This is a genomic window from Vibrio sp. M60_M70 (genome assembly GCF_037162085.1).
GTDB lineage: Bacteria > Pseudomonadota > Gammaproteobacteria > Enterobacterales > Vibrionaceae > Vibrio > Vibrio diabolicus.
This window is the reverse complement of record NZ_JARLUL010000002.1, coordinates 890,268-906,729: the sequence shown is the minus strand read 5'-3', so window position 1 is coordinate 906,729 and position 16,462 is coordinate 890,268. Positions and strand designations below refer to the sequence as shown.

Below are 16,462 nucleotides of genomic sequence, written 5' to 3'. Positions count from 1 at the left end.
CTTTTTTCGTTTTTATGAGATCGAATCGAGATCTCTTTTTGGCGGATGCATTCGTTGCATCTCTTGCCAGTTCGGTGCAATCCAAACTGGTGCGTTGTTCGACGTTTCCAGGGCGTTATCCAAAATCATGTCCGCGGCGCGTTCTGCCACCATAATAGTTGGCGCATTTAAATTACCGTTCGGAATGGTTGGGAAAATAGAAGAGTCCACCACACGCAAGCCTTGAATTCCGCGTACTTGGCATCGCTCATTCAAAACCGCTAATGGGTCATTGTCTGCGCCCATTTTGCAGGTACAAGATGGATGGTAAGCACTCTCGACATTCTGCTTCACCCATTCATCAATTTGTTCATCCGTTGTGATATTCAGACCCGGCTGGATCTCATCACCACGAAACTCATCCATGGCTGGCTGATTGAGGATCTCGCGAGTAAGGCGAATACAATCACGCCAATCCTGCTTATCTTGTTCAGTGGAAATGTAGTTAAACTCAATCTTCGGCTTATCATTCGGATTCGCAGAGACAACTTCGACCGAACCGCGACTTTCGGGCTTGTTAGGTCCAACATGTACTTGGAAACCATGACCGTCAAAAGCAGCTTGTCCGTCATAACGCATTGCCGCTGGCAAAAAGTGATATTGAATATTTGGCCACTTTAGTCCCTCACGAGAACGGATAAACGCACATGATTCAAAGTGGTTAGTAGCCCCAAGGCCTTTGCGAGTTAATATCCACTCAGTGCCAATCAAGCCCTTGCTCACCAAACCTAATTTGCTGTTGAGCGTGATAGGTTGCTTACAGTGATATTGGAAGTACACTTCTAAGTGATCTTGCAGGTTTTTACCTACCCCTTCCAACGGATGTTTCACCTCAATGCCAGCTTTTTCTAATACTGCTTTAGGGCCAATGCCTGAAAGCTGTAGTAGCTGCACAGAGCCTACCGAGCCAGCACTCGAAATCACTTCATGATTCGCAAAACATTGCTGAACTGAACCTGACTTTTCGAATTCAACACCAACCGCTTTCTTGCCTTCTGCACCTGTTTCTTCTAATAAAACTCGATGAACCGTCACCCTCTTCATTAGGGTGAAGTTTTTGCGTTTTTTTGCACGGCTTAAGTAGGCGTTAGAGGTTGAAGCGCGTACGCCTTTGTCAACGGTCATATGCATTGGGCCAAAGCCCTCTTGCTGATAACCGTTGTAATCTTTTGTTTCTGGGTAGCCCGCTTCTTTGCCTGCATCAATAAAAGCTTGATACAGCGAATTGAGCTTCATATCGTTGCCGTTACATGTGCCGACTGGACCGTTATCTCCTCGATATTCATCAGCACCACCAATCCAAGACTCTGCTTTACGGAAATAAGGCAAACACGATTGATAATTCCAACCTTTCGCGCCTTCCTCTTCCCACTGGTCAAAGTCACAAGCGTGTCCACGAACGTAAACCATGCCGTTGATCGACGAACTACCGCCCAGAACTTTCCCGCGAGGACAATGAAGTTGACGGCCATCCAACCCTTGCTCTTCAACTGTCTCAAACTGCCACGCGTATTTTTCAGTGTTCATAGGGTAAGAAAGCGCCGTCGGCATTTGGATAAAAATACTTTTATCCGACCCACCCGCTTCGAGTAATAGGACCGAATATTGACCACTTTCACTTAAGCGATCCGCTAACACACAGCCGGCCGAACCCGCACCGACGATGATATAATCGTAGTGTTGTTGCATTTTGATTCTCCTAGGAGTTAATACCAATCACAGTAGATAAGTGAACGAAATTAGCGTAGGAAAAATGCTTGAGAACAAGGCGGAAATTTTCGATAAGTAGTTAGCCTACAATCAAAATTGACAACGCAGTTATCGAGCATTTTAACAAGCTAAAGTGGTCAGTTATCTACTACGATTGGTATCATTTGTAAGGGCTTTCGAAGTCGCTTAGCTGAACCAGAACACTCTTCGTTTGCGTGTAATGTTTAAGGGTTTCGACACCGTTTTCACGGCCAACACCTGATTGTTTGTAGCCACCAACTGGCATTTCCGCAGGTGAGTCGCCCCATGTATTCACCCAACAAATACCAGCTTGAATTTGATGAATCACGCGGTGGGCACGAGATAGGTTTTGAGTAAATACCCCTGCAGCCAAGCCATAATCGGTGCCATTTGCACGCGCAATCACTTCCGACTCATCACGGAATTTCAGCACTGACATTACCGGACCAAAGATTTCTTGCTGAACGTGGCTCATGTCATCATCGCAATCGACAAATACGGTTGGAGCAACAAAGTTACCATTGGCTAAGCCATTCTCTGTTACTTTGTAGCCACCAGTCAGTAACGTCGCGCCACTCGCTTTCGCGGCTTCAATCGCTCCTAGTACTTTCGATTCATGATCTTTAGAGATCAGCGCGCCAATTTGCGTGTTCTCATCAAGCGGATCGCCGACAACTAACAATTCAGTTCGAGCTTTAAGTTGTGCGATAAAGTCATCATAAATACCTTCATGAACAAACACGCGTGTACCGTGCGTACAAACTTCACCTTGCGTGTAGAAGTTCGCCACCATGGCCGCAGAAACGGCATCGTTTAACTTTGCATCATCAAAAATAACCAGTGGAGACTTACCACCCAGCTCCATCGTTACTTGTTTTAGTGTCTTAGCGCTGTCACTCATGACGACTTTACCGGTGCCTGATTCGCCCGTGAACGATACTTTTGCGATGTCAGGATGCGCCGTTAGCATCTGCCCTACTCGGTAATCCCCTTGTACGACATTAAATACGCCATCTGGCATGCCCGCTTCTGAATAAATTTCTGCTAGCTTAAGCGCTGTTAATGGTGTTTCTTCTGATGGTTTGAAGATCATAGCGTTGCCCGCAGCCAGTGCTGGCGCCGATTTCCACATCGCAATTTGGATTGGATAATTCCAAGCGCCAATACCTGCGCAAATGCCCAAGGGCTCGCGACGTGTGTAGAAAAACTGGTCTTCGCTGAGTGGCTGCTGCTCACCTTGCAAGCTTGGAGCAAGACCCGCATAGTACTCAAGAACATCGGCACCTGTTGTTATATCAACCGCGATAGCTTCTTGAATTGGCTTACCAGTATCTGCAACTTCTAATGAAGCAAGCTCGTCATTACGCTCACGTAAAATGGCAACGGCTTTGTGTAAAATACGGCTGCGCTCGATCGCAGTCATTGCTGACCATGCAGCAAAACCTTTCTTTGCCGACTCAATCGCCGCTTCGAGATCGTCTTGGTTCGCTTGTTTAATGTTGGCCAATGGCTCACCATTCGCCGGATTGTAAGTGGTGAAGTGCTCATCTGAACACCCGTTGTACATCGCACCATTGATATAGTGTGCTTTCATTTCCATTTTGAAGACCTGTGACTTTTATATTTTTTCAGAATAAAACGTAAGTTGTTTGTCGAGATAGTCGTTGATGATGATTCTCGCTCTTTCGGCATCAATACCTTGCGGGTTGAGCGTTCCGCGCAGCCAAATACCATCGATAAGTGACGCAATACCATGAGCAACCAGTTCGGCCTGCTCTGCATTTAATAATGCTTTGAGTTCTTTTCTTAGGTGGGACAATAAACGTCGTTCATTGACACGCTGCAAACGCTTAAGCTGCTCGTCATGCATTGAGTACGACCAGAACGCTAGCCAAGTCTTAGCAACTTGGTTTTCTGCCTGATAGCCGACAAAGTTACCGTCAATGATGGCATTAATTCTCTGATGATGAGCATCGCTTGGCAGCTCACGCAACTTCTGCGTGATGGTGGACGAAAGCTGACGCAAGATCTCTCGCATCGTTTCCTCCAACAACCCATGCTTACCACCAAAATAGTGATTGATAATTCCCGTTGATACACCTGCTTCTTTACTGATCAACGAAATACTCGCAGCGTGTAAACCGACTCTATCAATCACTGACATTGTCGCTTTCACCAGCTGTGGTTTTCTGATTTCAGGCATCCCCACCTTTGGCATTTTGCGTCCTTGTTATTTTTAATTGAACGGTTAGTTAAATATAAAATGCCTGAAAATTAGTTCGAACTCAAATCATTTTTTAAGAAAAAGGTTATTAACAAAGGAAGGAAAGTTGATGGTGTACGCAAAATTTCCATGCGATAACTTGTCGTAAAAGTCAAAGATGTGTTTAAAGATCCAAATAAAAACACAAATAAACCAATAGCTTATTGAAACATCAATTTTTAATACACCTTTCAGAGAATTGTTTTTCGTGCCACAAAAATCCACACCAGAAAAATTTTACATCGACCACTAATCATTTCACCTGTATCGGCTTTGTTTGTATAAAAAACAGACATACTCGTGTGTTATAGCTTCGTATACACAAGTGACATTAGTACTTTGAAAATGGGGGAGATAAAACGAGTAGAAAATACTGAACGCTATGAGTATGTAATTCGATACTCTTAAGCGATTTTGGAGTAATCAGTAGGAAGGATGAGTTCAGGCTCACCGTTTGATGAGCCTGCATTCTTGATTTTATTAGGTCAGCTTGCGCCCTTTCACGCAGTTACGTCCATCCGATTTAGCTTGATAAAGTAATTTATCTGCCTGATCACAGAGTGATTTAAAATTCATCTCGCTATCTTCTGTCGTCACAACACCAAAACTACAGGTCACTCTCACTTCTTCATTCTGTTCCGTGACGAACCCATGTAAGGATAAAGCGCTACGTAATCGTTCAGCGGTAATGAGAGAGTCTTCATGATCGGCATTGGGCATCACAACAACAAACTCCTCACCACCAAAGCGTGCAACAATGTCATTTTCACGCACCGTCTCTTCTAGCACTTTGGCAACGCCTGTTAGTACGGCATCACCGAACACATGTCCATAGGTATCATTTACCTGTTTAAAATAATCTACATCGATTAGTGCTAAACTTACCGGCCCCGACTGCGGCTTCTTTGGCACCATTTTCTGCTTATCGAGCTTGCTATCCACCCATTTGTTTAAAGCTAGGTAGCCGTACTTAACTTGCTCGACTTGTTCAGACACAAAATGCTGGACCTTTTCTTGCTTAGATTGAGGCGTCGGCTTTTCTTTGCGTTCACGTTTCGTCTCTACGGGTTTAGTGAACCAATCTTCTAAAAAACGGCGATTGAATAACCCTGTCAACGTATCTGTCTTTGCTAGGCGGCGCATTCTTAAACGTGATCGATTCACAACAAGGAATACCACTGCCATCAAAAAGAGAACACCAATGAGTGCTAGTAGCGCTTCACCCAATAGATAAAAGGTACGACGGTTATTTTCCAGTTCCATACGCTGCAACACGTTGTTCCAGTTGAGATCTTCGTTCTCATATTCAAGTCTTTCTAGCTCAAATAGCGTCTGTTGACGCTCAAGATTTTCAACTTCTCTTTGGTTGCTAAATTGGATGAATTTATCGTGATAGTTGCCGTAAGTTTTATACGCTAATTTAAAGTCATTGCTTCCCGCGTAGGCCATGGCAGCCACTTTTAGTAGTTCCATTTGCTGTTGCTTAACATATCGGCTCTCGATAATTTCCGGCAACATAGGCGCGATCATCGCTAGAAGTGTCTCAAACTGCTTCTGTTCTAGCATATATTCGGCTTGCAACAGCTTAAATGTAGCTAAGTAGGCGCTAGAGGTTTCTCTATATTGTAAGTTCTCCGCCAGCTTTAAGTGGCGAACCATCTTATTTTCTTGGTTCGTCTCACGGTATAACGCAGCAAGCTCGAGGTTAACTCGAAACCTAAAGCGCCCGTCACCGATGATTTGCGCGAGCTTTAGCGCTCTCTGATACGATACAATCGCCTCTTCGTATTGGAACTGTGCCTTATGAAGCTTTGCTATCGTTAAGACGCTCAGCAGCTCATTGAACGACATGCGTCTATCCCTAAAATAACGGTACGCTTGTTCCAACAATGCTTCTGAACGGTCATAGCCCTGAATTTTGACCAGTACGTCACCAAGCTCTAGCGCCGCCCGTTCGACCAATCCTTGAACGCCAGAGGACTCAGCCGCATCCATTGACGACATAATTGCGGCATAGGATTTTTTAAACTCGCCCTGCTCATCGTAGTAACGTCCTTTTAGCAACAGGATCTCCGACTCGAGCTGCTTATCGCCATTTTCACGCGATGTTTCCAACAAACTATCCAACGAAGAAAGCGCGGTATCGATATCGCTCTTTCCGACCATAGTTCGCATCTGAATCAACTTAAATAAGAGATACTCATGGCTTTGTGGACGCACAAGTTCCAACCCTTTTTGTGCGACGTTTTGGCTCTCTTCCGCGCGCCCAAGTAGCTCTAGAACCGTGGACTTTGCAAGCCAATAACGTACCAGTAGCTCTGTTGGTTGATTTTGTAGTAGAGAGTCTTCTTCTAACGCCTCAATCAAAGCTAAAGAGCTCTGAGGTAATGCGTAAATTTGATTTTCAATGCCTTCTAGCGACTGTAAAAACTTACCTTCTTGTTCAACCTTTTCTGCGGATGCCTGAATAGAAAGACACAGACACCCCAATAGTAGTGGCATCGTCCTAAGCGAATGAAATAGTGACATTATTGCTCTTCCCTAATGGGTAGTTACTTCAGTGTAATAGAGAATTCTGGTTATTTTATTATTAAGGTAGCTGAAGGTTATTCAGCCAGCCTCATATTCCCATGTATTTTGCGCTGAATAATAAATCACCATCTTTAGATGTCGAAATGGTTTTCGGTCACAATATAATCAATAAGAGTGTTTTTCATACCCCAATAAGCAAAATCTCATCGATGAGACAAAAAATTGTCTTGATTGTGAATTAATGCATTTACATAAAAATTAACACGAGAGCACTTATTCATACCAAAAATACAAAAGAGTTGTAAATGTAATCGGTACAGCAGCCGTTACTAAAACATCCATTAATAATTATCGATAGAAACAATATAAGAAAAGAGGAAGGAAGCGGACAATCAAGCTCGCTCCCCTTTTTAATATGAGGAGGGGCTACATTCGCATTCCGCCATCGACTTCGAATACTCTTCCAGTCACGAACTCATTGGTTAACACGTATTTGATGGTCGAAGAAATTTCATCAGCAAGACCTAAGCGTCCGACAGGAATCATTTTCACTAAACGCTCCATCGCTTCAGGTTTTATTTGGTCCGTCATGGCAGTCTTGATGACACCCGGAGCAATCGCTACTGAGCGAATTCCGAAACGCCCTAACTCTTTCGCCCACACCGTCGCCATGGTGGCTACCGCCGCTTTGGATGCAGAATAGTTAGTTTGACCAATATTCCCCGCACGCGCGACGCTAGATATGTTGATCAGAACGCCTTTGCTATCGGTGTTCAGCATTACTTTGCTCGCTTCGCGGCCACACAGAAAAGTACCTGTCACATTCACATCCATAACAGACTGAAATTGTTCCAGCGACATCGCATTAACCTGACCATCTTTAACTTTGATGAACATACCATCGCGCATAATGCCTGCGTTATTGATCACGCCATTGAGCTGTTTGAAATCCGCTTCAATTTGCGTAAAAGCAGCGCACACTTCTTGTTCTTCCGTCACGTTCGCTACATAAAAACGAGTGGTGACGCCGAAAGATTCACACTCCGCTTTCGTTTCAGCCAGTTGGTCTGAATTGAGGTCGATAAGCGCAAGGTGAACACCGCTTTCCGCTAGCGACAGCGCCATTTGTTTACCAAGCCCCTGCCCGGCCCCCGTGATCGCAATAACCTTATTTGCTAAATCCATAAGCACTCCTTAGGCCTGATTTTGCTTTTGGTAGAACTCAAACAAGCTTGAAAAATCTTTTTGTCCGTTGCCCTGACCGTTGTGAAAATTAAACAGGTTACGAGCTAAGCTGCCCATTGGTGTTGATGTTTGACTGGCAACCGCCGCTTCCATCGCAAGACCGAGATCTTTCGCCATTAACTGACTCATAAAGCCGCCCTGATAACCATTGCTTGCAGGCGTGTTTTCCATCACACCTGGGCACGGGTTGTAAAGCTCTAGCGCCCAGTTACGGCCTGAACTTTGCAGCATGATGTCAGACAGCACTTTGGGATCGAGTCCGTTTTCCATGCCTAAATTGAGTGCTTCACAAGTGCCGCTCATCAAAATGCCCAACATCATGTTATTGCAGATCTTCGCCACCTGACCGGCTCCGGCATCACCTGCATGGAAAATGTTTTTGCCCATGTGGCTAAGCACCACCTTGGCTTGAACAAAGTTCTCTTGTGAGCCGCCAACAATGAAAGTCAACGTACCTGCCGCTGCGCCCGCAACGCCACCAGATACCGGTGCATCAACAAAGCTGATGCCAAGCTGCAGCGCCTTTTCGCCAACCAAACGAGCGGTCGCTGGATCGATGGTCGAAGAGTCGATTAGCAGCGTCCCAGAATCTACGCTATCTAATATCCCGTCTTGACCAAGATAAACACTTTGAACGTGTTGGCTAGCAGGTAGCATGGTGACCACCACGCTCGCACCTTGAACGGCTTGTTTTACCGAATCTGCACTCGACGCACCAAGTGCGGTAAGTTCTGCCACAGCGTTTGGATTCAAATCAAACACTTCGACGTTCAAGCCCGCTGTGAGTAGGTTCTTAGCCATAGGCGCGCCCATGTTGCCAAGGCCAATAAATGCAATTTTATCCATGTCGTATTTCTTCCTTGTCTAAAGTGCCACAGTGGCAACCGAGGATGCGGTCAGTGGGTATTCTGCTGAATCAATTGGCGCGAAGAAGCGTTCCAAAACTTGTGGCGTTACGTCAGAAACCGTGCGATGTTGCCAAGTCGGTTGATTGGTTTTATCGATAATCAGCGCACGAACCCCTTCCCTAAAATCACCTTCTAAGCCACAACGTAACGTCAGATTAAATTCCATATCAAAACACGCTTTCAAAGAGAGGTTTTGATACTGCGTTAGCTGCTGATAAGTGATATTGAGCGACAACGGACTGCCATAATTCAATGCTTTTTGCGCATTGATGAACCACTTATCATCAACGTCGGCACTGCTGATTGCGCGAACAATCGAATCTAAATCACCCGAACAAAGCTGCTCAATCAATCCCGCATATGGCATCAACATCCCTTCGCTTGGCTCGTCCACTTGTACCGAACGTAGCGTAGTGGCGATTTTTTCGTTGATGTTTGCTTCACCTTTCCAACTTACCGATGCGAGCAGATCCAACAGTGCTTGTTTGCTTTCTGGCTTTGCAATCCATTGGCTTAATCCCAACGCTTTCATGTCTGTCGCGTTGATTTGGCAAGCCGTCAAACTTAAGAAAAGTGCCAAATGTTTTGGCAACTGATTTAGGAAGTACGTCGCGCCTACGTCTGGGTAAAGGCCGATTTTAATCTCTGGCATCGCAAAGCGTGTGGTGGTTTCTGCTACGCGATGACTTGCGCCCATAAATAAGCCCACACCGCCGCCCATCAGATAACCATGCCCCCACGCGATGATCGGTTTTGGATAAGTGTGAATAAGATGATCACAGCGATATTCGAGGTCAAAGAAGGTTTCCATCGCTAAAAACGCGGAATCAAAGTCTTGCTCTTTGTTTTCAAGTGCACGGTAAATCGCTTGAATGTCACCACCAGCACAAAACGCTTTTTCACCTTGAGCATGCAAGAATATCGCGACGATGCTGTCGTCCGTTTGCCATTCATTAAGCTGTTTGTACAACTTCTCAATCATCACGTAACTCAACGCGTTGAGAGCAGCTGGATTATCAAGTTCCAGCACACCAATAACAGAACCATCAGCGCACTCAAGTTTTGAAACATTTACTGTACCTGTCATTTGGCCTCCGCTAGCTGTTTGTCCATTGTGGCTTACGCTTTTGCAAGAAGGCGTTCACACCCTCAGTCTGATCTTGTGTATTGAACAGCTGTAAAAACAGTTCACGCTCCAAAACCAATCCAGCCGCATGAGTTTGGCTGCGTCGACCTTGAATGAGCGTTTTGCACGCAGACACGGATTTCGGCGATTGGCCAGCAACACGCTGTGCAAGTACTATCGCCGCTTCTAGTGCTTGGCCTTTCGCCACCACTTCTTCGACTAAACCAATTTTTTCCGCTCGCTCGGCCGTCACGCGCTCACCACACAGAATCATACGCTTCGCCCAACCTTCACCTACCAACGCGGTCAGGTTTTGCGTCCCACCCGCACACGGCAACAAACCTACCGATGCTTCAGGAAGTGCCATTTGTACTTGTTCTTCTGCGATACGAATGTCACACGCCATCGCCACTTCCAGACCGCCGCCCATCGCATAGCCATTAATCGCTGCGATAGAAACCCCATCGAATGCAGAAAGCGCTTCAAACGCTTCACCAAATGCGAACGCCATGTCTGCTGCTTGTGATTTATCACCCGATGCAAAGTTATTAAGATCTGCTCCAGCAGAGAAGAACTTCTCGCCTTCGCCTGTTAAAACCAACGCATAAATAGAGCGATCATTGCTGAGTTCAATCGCCAACTCTTTGAGCTGATTTAGGGATTCAAGCGTCCAAGTGTTCGCTGGCGGATTACTAATCGTGAGCTTGGCAATATGCGCTTCGCGCTCTAATTTGATTTGTGCCGTCATAATCTTTCAGTCCTTTTTAATTTCTTTAGGTAAGGCTGTGTCTCGCTGACTAAAGCAGCTCAACGCCTTCCGTTAGTAATCGTCTTGCGACGATCAGACGCATGATTTCGTTGGTGCCTTCAAGAATTTGGTGAACACGAACGTCTCGGAAATGGCGCTCGACTGGATATTCTTTGATGTAGCCATAGCCACCGTGAATTTGAAGCGCCTGATCGCAGACTTTAAAGCCAACATCAGTAGCAAAGCGTTTTGCCATGGCACAGTACGCGCTTTTTTCTGTATGTTGCGCATCGAGTTTAGCTGCAGCAAGTCGCACCATTTGACGTGCAGCAACCAGCTCAGTCGCCATATCGGCCAACTTGAATTGCAGGGCTTGGAATTGCGCCAGTGAACGTCCGAACTGTTTGCGTTCAGTCATGTATTGTTTGGCTTCATTCAGCGCTTGTTGCGCAGTGCCAACTGAACAAGTAGCGATGTTGATTCGGCCGCCATCCAGACCAAGCATGGCGAACTTAAAGCCTTCGCCCTCTTCACCCAACAGATAGTCAGCCGGAATGCGGACATTTTCGAAGGTGATCATGCGCGTTGGTTGGCAGTTCCAACCCATTTTGGCTTCTTTCTTACCGTAGCTAATGCCTTCGCAATCAGCAGGAACGACGAACGCAGAAACGCCTCCCGCTCCTTCGCCGCACGAACGCGCCATCACGACGAGAACATCTGTATCACCCGCGCCAGAGATAAACACTTTTGCGCCATTCAGGACAAACTCATCGCCGTCACGCACTGCACTGGTCGTCAGTGAAGCGGCGTCAGAGCCTGCATTGGGCTCGGTTAAACAGTAGGAAGCGAGCTTTTCACCCGAAATTAAATCCGCGCTAAATTGCTGCGCCACTTCCGCTTTGGCAAAGCTGGTGATCATCCACGTCGCCATGTTGTGAATGGTCATGAACGCCGTCGTCGCGGTACAACCCATAGCCAACTGCTCGAAAATGATCGCCGCATCCAAACGAGACAATCCCAAACCACCATGCTCTGGCGGCGTATAGATGCTGAGAAAACCCAGCTCACCCGCCTGACGCAGTACATCTTTAGGGAAATGATGGTTTTTATCCCACTCGGCCGCGTGCGGCGCTAACATTTGGTCTGCAAACTGCTTTGCTACTTCGGCAAACGCGAGTTGATCTTCGTTTAATTCAAAATCCATCTTGAAGTCCTAAGGTCTAATTCGTTGCACTTGAAGCCAAGCCCTCTAAAAGGATGAAGGGCTTGGCTAGAGGTGTAGCTAATCCATTAATTAGCTAAGTTGAATGGTCATGTTTGGACCGCTTGGAATGTCATCTTCAAACCAACGCGCGGTGACAGTTTTCGTCTCGGTGTAGAAGCGAACCGCTTGTTTACCGTAAGCATGCAGGTCGCCGTAGAAACTGCCTTTCCACCCCGTAAATGAGAAGAATGGCAATGGCACCGGAATCGGCACGTTGATGCCTACGTTACCCACTTCGATATTGTGCTGATACTTTCTCGCGGCTGCGCCGTTCGCCGTAAAAATAGACGTACCATTACCAAAGCGGTTTGTATTGATCAGTTCAATCGCTTCATCTAGGTCATCCACTTCCATAGTTAACAGCACTGGGCCGAAAATCTCTTCCTGATAGATCGACATGTCAGTGGTCACATTGGTAAACAGTGTTGGCCCCACCCAGTTACCGTTCGGGAAGCCAGGTACTTGGCAATCTGTCCCGTCCAGAACACAGTTCGCGCCAGACGCTTTGCCTTCATTAATCAGATTCACCACTCGCTTCTTCGCTTGAGGGCTAATCAGCGGACCATAACCGGCAGTTTCATCGTCCCACGCGCCAGGTTGAACCTGAGCTAACGCCTCTTTAAGCTCTGGAATCCATTCTTTGGTTTCGCCGACAAATACCGCCACCGAAATCGCCATACAGCGTTGGCCTGCGGCACCGACTGACGCGCCAACTAGGTTATTGATGACTTGCTGCTTGTTTGCATCTGGCATGATGACCATGTGGTTCTTAGCACCTGCAAATGACTGCACGCGTTTCAGGTTGTCTGTACCTGTTTTGTAGATGTACTCACCAACGGGCACTGAGCCGACAAAAGAGATCGCACGAACGACTGGATCAGTCAGAATGCGATCGACTTGCTCTTTGGTGCCGTGAACAATTTGCAAAACACCTTTTGGTGCACCTGCTTGTTCAAACAGCTCCGCCAGTTTCATTGCCGTTAGTGGCACTTGCTCTGACGGCTTCAAAATAAAGGTGTTGCCACAAGCGATCGCCATTGGGAACATCCACAATGGAATCATCGCAGGAAAGTTAAACGGTGTGATGCCAGCACAAACACCGAGCGGTTGAATGTAAGAGTAACCATCAATATTGGTTGCGACATTCTCAACCGTTTCACCCATCATTGAGCTACAAATGTTTGCAGCTTGCTCTACCACTTCAATTCCGCGCCAAATGTCGCCTTTCGCATCAGCGAGGGTTTTGCCTGTCTCACTTGAAAGCAGTATCGCCAACTCATCGTGTTGCTCTTTTAGCAAATGTTGGTAACGCAGCATCAATCTAGCACGCTCCGGCGCTGCAACTTCTTTCCAGCGTTTGAACGTTTCTGTTGCGCTGGCAATCGCCGCATTCATTTCCGATTCCGTGGCACAAGGTACTTGTGCAATCACTTCGTTGGTTGCCGGGTTGGTTACATCTAGCCATTGTTTTGAATCGGAGATGGCAAATTCACCACCGATATACTGCTTTACTTGTTCTGTCATGATGACATCCTTGTATTTTTCAGCTTGTTACTGACTACTGTTATGTAAGTGAAACTTTGTTGAGAGTGATTTAGCAGATTTCAATCGCGATAGCGGTTGCCTCGCCGCCGCCAATACAAAGCGATGCAACGCCACGTTTGCCGCCTGTTTGTTTAAGAGCGTGAATCAAAGTCACGAGGATTCGGTTACCACTCGCACCAATTGGATGCCCCAACGCGCAAGCACCGCCGCGAGGGTTCACTTTGTTCTCGTCCAATTCGAGTACTTTCACCGCGTATTGAGTCACAACAGCAAAGGCTTCATTGATTTCCCAAAGGTCCACGTCCGATTTGTCCCAGCCCGTTTTTTCCAGCAGCGTTTCAATCGCGAATACGGGTGCGATGGTGAACTCATCAGGCTGTCTTGCATGCGTGCTGTACGCGACAATTTTGGCTAGAGGTTGAAGGTTTTCCTGACGGCCAAATTCACTATCAACCAATACCATTGCCGATGCACCATCAGAAATAGAACTGGAATTTGCTGCCGTTACGCCGCCATCTTTGGCAAACGCAGGTCGTAAGGTGGGAATTTTATTGACATCGAGTTTGCTCGGTTGCTCATCGTCTACCACCAAGGTTTCGTCGCGTCGACTTTTTACGTTAACAGGCACGATCTCTTCTTTGAACAAACCTTGCTCAATCGCTTGCTGCGCACGAGTCACCGACTGCTGCGCCCAGATATCCATACTTTCACGGCTGAACTGATACTTTTGCGCGGTTTGTTCGGCAAAGACACCCATCAATTCGCCTTGGTAGGCATCCTGCAAACCGTCATAAAACATATGATCAAGCGCTTGCTCATGGCCTAAGCGGAAACCATCACGCGCTTTCTTAAGTAGATAAGGAGAAGAGGACATGTTTTCCATACCGCCAGCGATAACCGCGTGCGCGTTACCAGATTGAATAAGATCATGTGCCAGCATCACGGTTTTCATACCCGAACCACAGACTTTATTCAGTGTCGTACAACCGATCGATTGTGGCATTTCTGCTTTAAGACTTGCTTGTCTTGCTGGCGCTTGCCCCACGCCAGCGGGTAAAACGCATCCCATCAACACTTCGCCTATTTTTTGCACATCAAGTTGGCTTTCGGCTAGTGCCCCTTGGATGGCTTTCGCACCGAGTTCCGTGACATCTGTTGAAGCTAATGCACCTTGAAAAGAGCCGATAGGCGTTCGCTTGGCGGCAACAATCCATGTTTCATTTTTCATTCCATTAACCTTTTGTTGACGTTTACGTCATAACTATACTAACATTTACGTTAACGTCAAGTTTGAGGTTATTGTTTGTTCGAGTGATTATTTTATTTCGAGTAAATGCGAGTGATATCAAGGCTCAAGAGTGGATGTTGTTTATTTACTTTAACGTTAACGAATTGTATATTCGTATGAATGTTATACGAAAGTCGTAAGGTTAAGGAATGAACACATTTAAGATCAGCGAGCTCGCGAAAGAGTTCGACATTACTACCCGAAGTATTCGCTTCTACGAAGATTTAGGTCTCCTAACTCCGGAACGTAAAGGCAACACACGAATCTACAATGGTCGCGATCGAATTCGACTAAAACTGATTTTGCGAGGTAAGCGATTGGGCTTTTCTCTTGCAGATATCAAAGAGTTATTTGAACTCTACGATACCGATCAAAGTACTGAGCAGTTGAACTATATGATTCGGTTGATCGAAGAGAAGAAGGCAGCATTGCAACAGCAAGCAAACGACATTCAAGCGGTAATGATGGAGTTAAATGCTGCGCAGTTGCGATGCCAAAACACACTGAGATCCATGAAAGGCGAAAAAGTCACCTAACACCTCAACTCTGGGATGTAGGTGACGTAAAGGCAAGGACACGCAATGAAATCTACCTACTCTTCCCTTAACTTTGTTTATGACGAAAATACCGATTTGCTTCGCGAACAAATCAATAGTTTTGCTGCAAGAGAAATTGCGCCGCTAGCGCAATCTATCGACCAATCTAACGACTTTCCAAACCATCTTTGGTCCAAACTGGGTGACATGGGTCTTTTAGGTGTGACCACCAGCGAAGAATTTGGTGGAGCAGGCATGGGTTATCTCGCCCACGTCATCGCTATGGAAGAAATCAGTCGAGCATCCGCTTCGGTTGCGTTAAGTTACGGTGCTCACTCCAATCTTTGTGTCAACCAAATCCACCGCAACGGCACACAAGCGCAAAAAGAGAAATACCTACCTAAGCTCATCTCTGGCGAACATATTGGTGCACTAGCAATGAGTGAGCCCGGAGCAGGTTCTGATGTAGTCTCTATGCAACTTAAAGCGGAACGTAAAGGCGATATATTCCTGCTAAATGGCAACAAAATGTGGATCACTAACGGCCCTGATGCACACACCTATGTTGTCTACGCCAAAACCGACCCAAGCCAGCACTCCAAAGGCATCACGGCATTTATTGTAGAACGCGGCTTTCCTGGATTCACTCAAGCACAAAAACTCGACAAGTTGGGTATGCGCGGCTCGAATACGTGTGAGCTGGTCTTCCAAAACTGCGAAGTCCCTGCGGAAAACATTCTCGGCGAAGAAAACCAAGGCGTGAAAGTGTTGATGAGCGGTCTCGACTACGAACGCGTGGTGCTTGCTGGCGGTCCGCTTGGCATCATGCAGGCCTGCATGGACATCGTTGTGCCTTACATTCACGACCGCAAACAGTTTGGCAAATCCATCGGTGAATTCCAGCTAGTTCAAGCAAAAATCGCTGATATGTACACGCAAATGAATGCCGCTAAAGCGTATGTTTACGCCGTTGCTGCTGCTTGTGATCGCGGTGAAACCACACGTAAAGATTCTGCTGGTGCGATCCTCTACAGCGCAGAACTGGCAACCAAAATGGCATTAGATGCCATTCAGCTACTCGGTGGTAACGGCTATATCAATGAGTTTGATACCGGTCGTTTACTTCGTGATGCCAAGCTGTATGAAATCGGAGCCGGCACTTCAGAAATTCGCCGTATGCTTATTGGTCGCGAATTGTTTAACGAAAGCGCCTAATAATCAGCCCAGGCGTTCTGAC

The 16,462-nt window shown here is 46.5% G+C and carries 13 protein-coding genes; 2 read left to right on the top strand and 11 right to left on the bottom strand.

The annotated features are described in order from the left end of the window. Nucleotides 1–12 precede the first annotated feature (12 nt). From betA to P4S59_RS19700, 11 genes are all read right to left on the bottom strand, one after another. A complete protein-coding gene (gene betA, locus P4S59_RS19750; protein WP_337168919.1) occupies nucleotides 13–1,728 on the bottom strand; it encodes a choline dehydrogenase in 1,716 nt (571 codons plus the stop codon). Between the two features lie 181 nt (nucleotides 1,729–1,909). Continuing rightward, complete coding sequence (betB, locus tag P4S59_RS19745; protein ID WP_337168918.1) at nucleotides 1,910–3,370, bottom strand: betaine-aldehyde dehydrogenase; 1,461 nt, start codon at nucleotides 3,368–3,370, stop codon at nucleotides 1,910–1,912. An 18-nt stretch (nucleotides 3,371–3,388) separates the two neighbouring features. Beyond that, the gene (betI, locus tag P4S59_RS19740) at nucleotides 3,389–3,988 is read right to left on the bottom strand and encodes a transcriptional regulator BetI (RefSeq protein WP_005392557.1); all 600 of its coding nucleotides are present in this window, start codon (nucleotides 3,986–3,988) and stop codon (nucleotides 3,389–3,391) included. Nucleotides 3,989–4,513: 525 nt separating this feature from the next. Next, nucleotides 4,514–6,535 (bottom strand): diguanylate cyclase, encoded by a 2,022-nt coding sequence (locus P4S59_RS19735; RefSeq protein WP_443089053.1) that lies wholly within the window; start codon nucleotides 6,533–6,535, stop codon nucleotides 4,514–4,516. A 456-nt stretch (nucleotides 6,536–6,991) separates the two neighbouring features. After that, entirely contained in the window at nucleotides 6,992–7,750 is a 759-nt protein-coding gene (locus P4S59_RS19730; protein WP_005392559.1) for an SDR family oxidoreductase, read from the bottom strand. 9 nt (nucleotides 7,751–7,759) lie between these two features. Beyond that, nucleotides 7,760–8,656 (bottom strand): 3-hydroxyisobutyrate dehydrogenase, encoded by an 897-nt coding sequence (gene mmsB / locus P4S59_RS19725; protein WP_005392560.1) that lies wholly within the window; start codon nucleotides 8,654–8,656, stop codon nucleotides 7,760–7,762. Between the two features lie 18 nt (nucleotides 8,657–8,674). After that, complete coding sequence (locus P4S59_RS19720; protein WP_337168916.1) at nucleotides 8,675–9,805, bottom strand: enoyl-CoA hydratase/isomerase family protein; 1,131 nt, start codon at nucleotides 9,803–9,805, stop codon at nucleotides 8,675–8,677. A 10-nt stretch (nucleotides 9,806–9,815) separates the two neighbouring features. After that, on the bottom strand, nucleotides 9,816–10,592 hold the full coding sequence (locus P4S59_RS19715; RefSeq protein WP_140074837.1) for an enoyl-CoA hydratase: 777 nt from the start codon (nucleotides 10,590–10,592) through the stop codon (nucleotides 9,816–9,818). Nucleotides 10,593–10,641: 49 nt separating this feature from the next. Continuing rightward, nucleotides 10,642–11,796 carry an acyl-CoA dehydrogenase family protein gene (locus P4S59_RS19710; RefSeq protein WP_337168915.1) on the bottom strand — a complete coding sequence of 385 codons (1,155 nt, stop codon included), beginning with the start codon at nucleotides 11,794–11,796 and terminating at the stop codon, nucleotides 10,642–10,644. A gap of 90 nt (nucleotides 11,797–11,886) precedes the next feature. Next, nucleotides 11,887–13,380 (bottom strand): CoA-acylating methylmalonate-semialdehyde dehydrogenase, encoded by a 1,494-nt coding sequence (locus tag P4S59_RS19705; protein ID WP_337168914.1) that lies wholly within the window; start codon nucleotides 13,378–13,380, stop codon nucleotides 11,887–11,889. Between the two features lie 70 nt (nucleotides 13,381–13,450). Further along, nucleotides 13,451–14,629 (bottom strand): thiolase family protein, encoded by a 1,179-nt coding sequence (locus P4S59_RS19700; RefSeq protein WP_337168913.1) that lies wholly within the window; start codon nucleotides 14,627–14,629, stop codon nucleotides 13,451–13,453. Between the two features lie 209 nt (nucleotides 14,630–14,838). On the opposite strand from P4S59_RS19700, the gene P4S59_RS19695 reads away from it, so the two are divergent. Both P4S59_RS19695 and P4S59_RS19690 read left to right on the top strand, forming a co-directional pair. Further along, a complete protein-coding gene (locus P4S59_RS19695) occupies nucleotides 14,839–15,225 on the top strand; it encodes a MerR family transcriptional regulator (protein ID WP_005373242.1) in 387 nt (128 codons plus the stop codon). 45 nt (nucleotides 15,226–15,270) lie between these two features. Continuing rightward, the gene (locus P4S59_RS19690) at nucleotides 15,271–16,440 is read left to right on the top strand and encodes an isovaleryl-CoA dehydrogenase (RefSeq protein WP_006741040.1); all 1,170 of its coding nucleotides are present in this window, start codon (nucleotides 15,271–15,273) and stop codon (nucleotides 16,438–16,440) included. The last annotated feature ends 22 nt before the right edge of the window (nucleotides 16,441–16,462 follow it).

Bases quoted from the DNA above. Each gene is read 5' to 3' on its own strand.
- betA (WP_337168919.1), bottom strand. From the start codon at position 1,728: ATGCAACAACACTACGATTATATCATCGTCGGTGCGGGTTCGGCCGGC.
- betB (WP_337168918.1), bottom strand. From the start codon at position 3,370: ATGGAAATGAAAGCACACTATATCAATGGTGCGATGTACAACGGGTGT.
- betI (WP_005392557.1), bottom strand. From the start codon at position 3,988: ATGCCAAAGGTGGGGATGCCTGAAATCAGAAAACCACAGCTGGTGAAA.
- P4S59_RS19735 (WP_443089053.1), bottom strand. From the start codon at position 6,535: ATGCCACTACTATTGGGGTGTCTGTGTCTTTCTATTCAGGCATCCGCA.
- P4S59_RS19730 (WP_005392559.1), bottom strand. From the start codon at position 7,750: ATGGATTTAGCAAATAAGGTTATTGCGATCACGGGGGCCGGGCAGGGG.
- mmsB (WP_005392560.1), bottom strand. From the start codon at position 8,656: ATGGATAAAATTGCATTTATTGGCCTTGGCAACATGGGCGCGCCTATG.
- P4S59_RS19720 (WP_337168916.1), bottom strand. From the start codon at position 9,805: ATGACAGGTACAGTAAATGTTTCAAAACTTGAGTGCGCTGATGGTTCT.
- P4S59_RS19715 (WP_140074837.1), bottom strand. From the start codon at position 10,592: ATGACGGCACAAATCAAATTAGAGCGCGAAGCGCATATTGCCAAGCTC.
- P4S59_RS19710 (WP_337168915.1), bottom strand. From the start codon at position 11,796: ATGGATTTTGAATTAAACGAAGATCAACTCGCGTTTGCCGAAGTAGCA.
- P4S59_RS19705 (WP_337168914.1), bottom strand. From the start codon at position 13,380: ATGACAGAACAAGTAAAGCAGTATATCGGTGGTGAATTTGCCATCTCC.
- P4S59_RS19700 (WP_337168913.1), bottom strand. From the start codon at position 14,629: ATGAAAAATGAAACATGGATTGTTGCCGCCAAGCGAACGCCTATCGGC.
- P4S59_RS19695 (WP_005373242.1), top strand. From the start codon at position 14,839: ATGAACACATTTAAGATCAGCGAGCTCGCGAAAGAGTTCGACATTACT.
- P4S59_RS19690 (WP_006741040.1), top strand. From the start codon at position 15,271: ATGAAATCTACCTACTCTTCCCTTAACTTTGTTTATGACGAAAATACC.